11 protein-coding genes are annotated in these 6,375 nt (G+C 41.1%); 4 read left to right on the forward strand and 7 right to left on the reverse strand.

The window, feature by feature from the left end:
* Positions 1 to 238: 238 nt before the first annotated feature.
* The gene (locus MK127_08105) at positions 239 to 496 is read right to left on the reverse strand and encodes a hypothetical protein (GenBank protein ID MCH2532753.1); all 258 of its coding nucleotides are present in this window, start codon (positions 494 to 496) and stop codon (positions 239 to 241) included.
* A complete protein-coding gene (locus MK127_08110; protein MCH2532754.1) occupies positions 480 to 755 on the reverse strand; it encodes a hypothetical protein in 276 nt (91 codons plus the stop codon). The genes MK127_08105 and MK127_08110 overlap by 17 nt, the downstream gene beginning before the upstream one ends.
* A 35-nt stretch (positions 756 to 790) precedes the next feature.
* On the opposite strand from MK127_08110, the gene MK127_08115 reads away from it, so the two are divergent.
* Together MK127_08115 and MK127_08120 are read left to right on the forward strand one after the other, a co-directional pair.
* On the forward strand, positions 791 to 1,246 hold the full coding sequence (locus tag MK127_08115) for a DUF5664 domain-containing protein (GenBank protein MCH2532755.1): 456 nt from the start codon (positions 791 to 793) through the stop codon (positions 1,244 to 1,246).
* Positions 1,246 to 2,397, forward strand: a complete 1,152-nt coding sequence (locus MK127_08120) for a tryptophan 7-halogenase (GenBank protein ID MCH2532756.1) — start codon at positions 1,246 to 1,248, stop codon at positions 2,395 to 2,397. The genes MK127_08115 and MK127_08120 overlap by 1 nt, the downstream gene beginning before the upstream one ends.
* Positions 2,398 to 2,616: 219 nt before the next feature.
* Here MK127_08120 and MK127_08125 read toward each other — a convergent pair whose 3' ends face one another.
* Together MK127_08125 and MK127_08130 are read right to left on the reverse strand one after the other, a co-directional pair.
* A complete protein-coding gene (locus MK127_08125) occupies positions 2,617 to 3,090 on the reverse strand; it encodes a hypothetical protein (GenBank protein ID MCH2532757.1) in 474 nt (157 codons plus the stop codon).
* Between the two features lie 47 nt (positions 3,091 to 3,137).
* Positions 3,138 to 3,476 carry a hypothetical protein gene (locus MK127_08130; GenBank protein ID MCH2532758.1) on the reverse strand — a complete coding sequence of 113 codons (339 nt, stop codon included), beginning with the start codon at positions 3,474 to 3,476 and terminating at the stop codon, positions 3,138 to 3,140.
* Positions 3,477 to 3,958: 482 nt separating this feature from the next.
* On the opposite strand from MK127_08130, the gene MK127_08135 reads away from it, so the two are divergent.
* Both MK127_08135 and MK127_08140 read left to right on the forward strand, forming a co-directional pair.
* Positions 3,959 to 4,195: a hypothetical protein gene (locus MK127_08135; protein ID MCH2532759.1), complete on the forward strand. Its 237-nt coding sequence runs from the start codon at positions 3,959 to 3,961 to the stop codon at positions 4,193 to 4,195.
* On the forward strand, positions 4,196 to 5,011 hold the full coding sequence (locus tag MK127_08140; protein MCH2532760.1) for a hypothetical protein: 816 nt from the start codon (positions 4,196 to 4,198) through the stop codon (positions 5,009 to 5,011).
* On the opposite strand, the gene MK127_08145 is transcribed toward MK127_08140, so the two are convergent.
* The 3 genes from MK127_08145 to MK127_08155 form a co-directional block, all read right to left on the reverse strand.
* The gene (locus tag MK127_08145) at positions 4,896 to 5,534 is read right to left on the reverse strand and encodes a hypothetical protein (protein MCH2532761.1); all 639 of its coding nucleotides are present in this window, start codon (positions 5,532 to 5,534) and stop codon (positions 4,896 to 4,898) included. The two genes, MK127_08140 and MK127_08145, sit on opposite strands and share 116 nt — an antisense overlap.
* A gap of 128 nt (positions 5,535 to 5,662) precedes the next feature.
* Entirely contained in the window at positions 5,663 to 6,103 is a 441-nt protein-coding gene (locus MK127_08150; GenBank protein MCH2532762.1) for a hypothetical protein, read from the reverse strand.
* On the reverse strand, positions 6,100 to 6,375 hold a 276-nt coding region (locus tag MK127_08155), incomplete at its 5' end, for a hypothetical protein (protein MCH2532763.1). The genes MK127_08155 and MK127_08150, both read right to left, overlap by 4 nt.

A 6,375-nucleotide genomic window follows, 5' to 3' on the forward strand; every position in this document is an offset into this window, starting at 1 on the left:
TGGACATAATCGAGAGTTCTGTCAAGTACTTTTAATGTACGCCCAGAATGACTGCTACAACTATGGACAGACCTTCGGGTTAATAACCCGAATATGGGAACATATGTACACTCTTCGGGCTACAAGTTATAGATCCTTTCTACGCTTGTACGTGAAGAATAAGTTGATATAAGCTGCTATTACCAGTAGCAATAGAAAAAAGGTAGTCATGAATAATCCAATTAATTCATAGGTTCTTCTAGCTACCCAAATCAGGGTATTTTCTTGCTTCCCATGCTTCTCGCTTAGCACCATATTGATCTAAATCATCTTTGAATACTTGACTCTCAGCAGCTTGTTCTGCTGACCTTCTATTCAACACGCTAATACCAGATCCACTATCGATACTTTTTCTGCCACCTGTGCTTCCACCATAATTCTGTGCATGATGATTAGCTCTCCTTGCTTTAGCTAGGTGCTTTCTGACCAATGCAGACTTCCTATTTCTCAGGCCCATATTCGGCTCCAAATAATAATAGTTTTTCAGGCCATTCTTCCTTTGGTATGTACTTCACCATTAGATAAAAGTGAAAGTTGTGAACCAAAGTGAACATGACTATCACGAGTGTCGGGTTTAAAGATTTATTCGACTCGTGAAGTAGCGCATTACATAAGGCAAACCCCTCAAGCAATTGACGCTCCATGACTGCACAAGTCAGAAGCTTCGCCCGATCTTTGCCTGTTTTGTCATTCAATACGCTTGCTTGAACATTCAACTAACATTATCCTAGGCAGAATGAAAGCTAATTAAGTGAAGACTCGTTTTGATCTCGTGCCTTGGGCTTCTGTTACAGACATCGCTGACGTTCTCAGCTATGGGAGCGCAAAGTATTCAGCGAATAATTGGTGTAGAGGAACCGAGTGGGGAAGATATTTCGCAGCCTTATGTAGACATATATTCGCTTGGTGGAGAGGAGAAGATAACGACAAAGAAACTGGATACTCGCATCTCGCACATGCTGGATGCTGCCTGCTCTTTTTAATGGAATACCAGCGCAATAGCTGGGGAACTGATGATCGTTTTACTGGTCCAGACGGACAAGCTTTCACTAAAGGAGATGGTCTTAAATCTGATTCATTTGAGTTTGATCACGAACTTTATAAGGAGGTCTTGAAATGTCATCCGTTAGATGATTCGCAATCATTGAAGTTTTCGACCGATTGGAAATCATCCGAAGTTGATCCAATAAACCTAGGTTTAGATTAATGATCAAAGTTGCAATTATTGGAGCAGGTAATGCTGGTTGTTTTACTGCACTTCAACTAGCAGATTTAGCAAGAGATACTGGTCTTGCTCTAAATATAAATATCATCTATGACCCAACGAAACCGGCTGAGAAGGTAGGACAAGCTACTTTTCCTCATCACCCACACTTGCTTTGGAATGTAGTTCCAGATGAATTTAATTGGTACAAAAATCAACTGGATGCAACTCTCAAAACAGGGATTCTATATGAAGGCTGGGGAGACTTGAATGAAAAAATATTTCATCCATTCCCACCTAAAAATGTGGGCATGCACTTTTATCCAAAAAAGCTACATGAATTTGTAGTGAATTCAAAATTATTTGATATTACTCACGCAGCAATAAAAGATTATTCAGAAGTTGATGCAGATTATATATTTGATTGTCGAGGCAAACCTGAAGAGAAAAGCGCATATCAACCACTAGTTACCCCTGTTAATTCTTGTTTACTTGCTAAACCTAAATGGGATACTTCTCATCTCTCATACACACGAGCTGTGGCTACTCATGATGGTTGGAGTTTCATTTTGCCCACTAAGCCTGATTCGCCCTCAAGCCAAGGAGCCTTGGGCTATTTGTATCACAAAGATATAACTACAAAGCGAGATGCGATTCATAACTTACAAGATCAATTTGATGCATATGTCACAGGTCATCTTGAATTTGACAGTTACATTTCTAATCAACCTGTTATTGATAAACGTGTATTTCTGAATGGCAATCGTTTGTATTTTTTAGAACCTTTAGAAGCAACTGCTTCATGGGTTCACACTGAATGGGTCGTTCAATGTTGGAGTCAAATCGTCAGACAGAAAGAAGACAGAACTGAACTACTTACTCATTGGATTCATGAAAAGATTCATGAAATAGAAAGGTTTATTCTTTGGCATTACGAAAACGGTTCAAAATACAACACTAAATTCTGGAAACATGCTCGTAATCTTCGTCTTCCAAGAGACGAAAAATTTGACTCATTAAAACAATTATTCTCTAATAACCACGTCCTAAGTGTGAAAAATTTAGAGCAACAAGGAAGACTTCCTGAGTTTGGAGCATGGGCTCCTACAAGCTTGAAGTATTGGTACGACGGAATATATAAGAGGTCCAAATGAAATGCTATCACTGCCAAGACGAACTTATTTGGGGCAGCGATTCAGATGTTCCCTTCGAGAATGAAGACTTTGATTTTATAACTTTTTTAAGTTGCCCTACATGCGAATCAGAAGTAGAGGTTTACCACAAAAAAGAAACTTAACTACGCTCTGGATAAATATAAATCAACCAATAAATACTAAGTACGGCTAAGCAAATACTAGGAATAATCCAACTGGTCACTGACGTGGCTTACGTCCACGCTTTGGCATTTGTTTTGCCAATGCTTCCATCTGAGGAAGACTCATTTGTGTCTGAGCTGGCTGTTGTATCGGTGCAGTGGCTTCCTGAATACGTGCTTCTAACTCTTTCATTTTTGCTAAGTTCTGCCTGTGTTGCTCTTCAAATGCTGGTGGCATTGGTGGTATCTGTGCTGAAACTGGTGGCTGCTGAACAGGAATCTGTGCCGTGAGTTGAGTAGCCATTGTTGTTAGTTCTGATTGAACTTGCTGAGCTACTAAAGGTGGAACTTTATTGATTACTTCTTGAACTTCTGTGCGAGGAATTAATGTAGGAAGCACCCTTTCGATAGCATCTATTTTCTGAAATAGTTCTGAGTGATCCCCTTTTTTATTCTTTAAACCAATCGATACAAATTGTCCTGTTGCAAGTCCAACGACAACAGCCATTGCTCCTGTGATTAATACTTCCATAAGCCTCGTCTTTCACTTTGTAATATATCGCAATCAAACTTGAATTGCTAATCTTCCTTATCCAAAACAATAGCTTCCATATCTAATTCAAAACTTTGAGATTCATAGACTTCTTCAAGCTCATCATCTTCTAATTCCTCATCACATAGACACAAGAAGGAATCGGTATCTTTGTCTTGAGTCGCTGGAAGAAAGGCAGACCCCTCGTTAAATTTAAAGACAAAGCCAGCATCTTTACTAGCAACAAGAAAGGCTTGCTTCTGTACAAATCTGGCCTCCCAACAACCTAGTAACTCCTCGATTAATTCGTCTCTCGATAAATCCCTCGTCTCTATCGCAATCCTGTGCAGCATGAACTTCTGCTCTGGAGTCAAGTCTGGGATCATTGGAAACACCTCCTGATAAACACCATAAGTCGAAGAGATCGTGGTTTAGCGGCTTGATCCATGTTTTTATTCTGGCAGCTCTGTCAGGACAGTAGAAGGATTGTGCTTCATACCACACCAGCCAGTCACGAGTAGAACCCTTGGCTGAATTACAAGGTAAACAGGCTGGAACTAAGTTAGTTCTTAAACTGCTACCACCGTGAGCCTTTGGTTTTACATGATCAATCGTTAAGTGAATCTTAACGTCATTTTCATGTTTCATGCCGCAATAAGCGCAGCATCCCCATTCGTCTTTGATTGATTGTCTAAATCGTCTGAGGGCAGCCCCTTTAGAGATTTCAACTAGTCCAAATCGGTAATTCTCCCAGCGTTCTGGTATCAATGACTGACCTCGATTACTCACAGATTAACTACCTGCAAATAGTCATTACCTCGGTTTGATTTTGAAAACCTATAAAATTAAAGATAGCTCTGAAATAGTAATGAAAATTTTTAATCTTCTTGCGATAGCGAGTTTCGGTATAAGTATCTCGATTGTTGGAGGCACAATTGCTGGATACTTCTATCTCAAGAACCCATTAACCCAGCAGCATTTACAAAATAAATTAATCAAAGCTATTACACCTGCAATCACCGAGGGTGTTACAGGGTCTATCCCTAAGCCTGATATCCCTTCTTTACCAAGTTCAACCGGAGGAGTAGTACCACTTCAGCTCTAAGTGGTTGATATAAGGGATATAAGAGTTTGGAATGTCAGGGTTCCTGATGTACCTGACTGGGCGATAGCAGTACCTAATAGCATCCCTCTTGCAGTGCCCATCACGCAGGAGTTAATAACTGGTCCTATAGGTTTTCCTGTAGTCGATGTTCCGGGCTGTGTAGAGGCTCGTGAGACCTCTGGAAACAATAACTTGATAGAGGACGATCCTTACGGAAATTTACTCCTCTGCGACGGCACACAGCCTGTCATGCCAGCGTTTGACTATAACCCCAATAATTTACAACCAGTTATTGAACCAACGAAGAATGTTCAATTACCACCACCACTAGAGCAACCTAAATCTAAAAGTCAAAACACAGAGGACAAAGGATCAGGAGCTGATATGAGCGGATTTGGTGGTGCCTCGCCTCCAACACCTCCACCTACATCTCCACCACCACCTGCGCCACCTGCATGCCCAAGACCGGATGATCCACCTGTTGGTAGTAAAGGTAAATTTGGCACCAAACGTGTTGAGTCATATGAACTCAATGAAGATGGTGAATGTGTCACTAACTGGATATCTGAGAAGCCACAAGATATAGCTTTTACATATCTACCTCCACCACCAGTTGCTTTAACAACAGGAGCTGTAGCGGCTGTAGCTGTAACTAGTTCAGTCTTGATGAAGCCAGTGAGTGATTACATTCTTAAGCTTGTTAAGCCTCTGGTGAAGAAGACTTTAAAGAAGGTTTTACCTCGCCTTCTGAAGAAGAAGACCAAGGTGCTTTCCGTTCGTGAACGCCAAGCGGAGCAGAGGTCTCTGAAAAAGTAGCCTTACTAATTTGTTCTAGATTATGAGCATGATCAGGTACTGAAGTCGGATGTTCCCCAACTTCAACGTCCTCGCATATCACTGCGTACTTCGTTCCTTTTCGGAAATATATATTTTCTTTTCGCAATGTCCCACAGTGCTTTAAACGTGAAATTTCGTAGTCAAGTATTTTCAAATTTAGGCTTGCTTTTCTCAGAGCAATCTCTGTACTGGCTGCTTCTTTGCACAGTGCTTGTAGCTTTGAATCTAAGGGCTTAGACCATTGGAGAGTGGCTCCATAATTTAAGGAGAAATTATCCTTCTGCTGTGTGAGGATATCCTTCTCAAACAAGATGGCACCCGGATTATCTGGAGCACCATCTCCATCAATATCTCGCATGTCGTAGACCGGCTCCTTATAACTAGTGACAAAAGGTAGCTTTATATTTTTACTCCTACCAATGTATGGCGATATCGTTACGGTTTCTGCTTGACATTGCACTCCATTAGTAAAAGCAGAGTTGATAAAATTTCCAGTCAACACTTGGTATGCATTGACAGTCGCTTGACCACTACTATTAGCGACCGGATTGGAAGTGGCTGAAACACCACCAACATCACTGGCTAATACACTATGCGGAGTTAATATTAATACGCCAAAAAGCTTTGCTATTACTGACTGAATACGCTTGAACTTGTAATCGTAGTTTCGATTTCTGACGTGCGTGTTATGGTTGTGCGGTTGCGAAGTCCCGGTCCTTGATATGAAGAGGTGTATTGGAAGGCTCCTCCATCTGTGACTAGAGAAAAGTCGGGAGATGTATTCATATCTAAGCCTGTCCATGTACTCGTACCACCGTTCAAAGTCGTATGTCTGATTTCAGTATGAGACGTTGGATTTATAACACCTGTCGATGGCTTAATGCCTGTGCCAGACACCGAATGAACCCAGCCTGTATTGAAATCTTCTGATACTATAACCTCCGAAATCACCTGCCGTTGGGTGGTAGTGCTGTCTAATTTTCCTGAAGAGAAATTTGGCGATATAGGGACTGCATGACTAGCATTAGGCAAGCTTAGTACGACTACTAAAAGACCTAATAATCGTTTCATACTACGACAACTTCTTCTGCGTTATTCGAAAGCAACATTGGAGCAGCTAAAGCTACTGAACCTTGAGCGATATTGTCACCATAGACTCTGCCCATTGAGCTCAATAAACCTTCTACTGGTGTATTGCCTTTGAAGTTTTGGACATACTTGGCTTTATTTAATGCTCTTGCAGTGTTCCAAAAGTCTTTATCCCTATTCCTGCCAAATAGATTGCCAAACATATCGGCTGGTACCTCATTGCCCATAACCTTGTAAGCTCCTTTTCCACGAGC

Source organism: Dehalococcoidia bacterium (assembly GCA_022449765.1).
Classification (GTDB): domain Bacteria; phylum Chloroflexota; class Dehalococcoidia; order Lucifugimonadales; family Australimonadaceae; genus UBA2963.

Coding starts and splice junctions, on each gene's coding strand:
- MK127_08125 (MCH2532757.1), bottom strand. CDS start 3,090: ATGGAAGTATTAATCACAGGAGCAATGGCTGTTGTCGTTGGACTTGCA.
- MK127_08135 (MCH2532759.1), top strand. CDS start 3,959: ATGAAAATTTTTAATCTTCTTGCGATAGCGAGTTTCGGTATAAGTATC.
- MK127_08130 (MCH2532758.1), bottom strand. CDS start 3,476: ATGATCCCAGACTTGACTCCAGAGCAGAAGTTCATGCTGCACAGGATT.
- MK127_08120 (MCH2532756.1), top strand. CDS start 1,246: ATGATCAAAGTTGCAATTATTGGAGCAGGTAATGCTGGTTGTTTTACT.
- MK127_08150 (MCH2532762.1), bottom strand. CDS start 6,103: ATGAAACGATTATTAGGTCTTTTAGTAGTCGTACTAAGCTTGCCTAAT.
- MK127_08105 (MCH2532753.1), bottom strand. CDS start 496: ATGGGCCTGAGAAATAGGAAGTCTGCATTGGTCAGAAAGCACCTAGCT.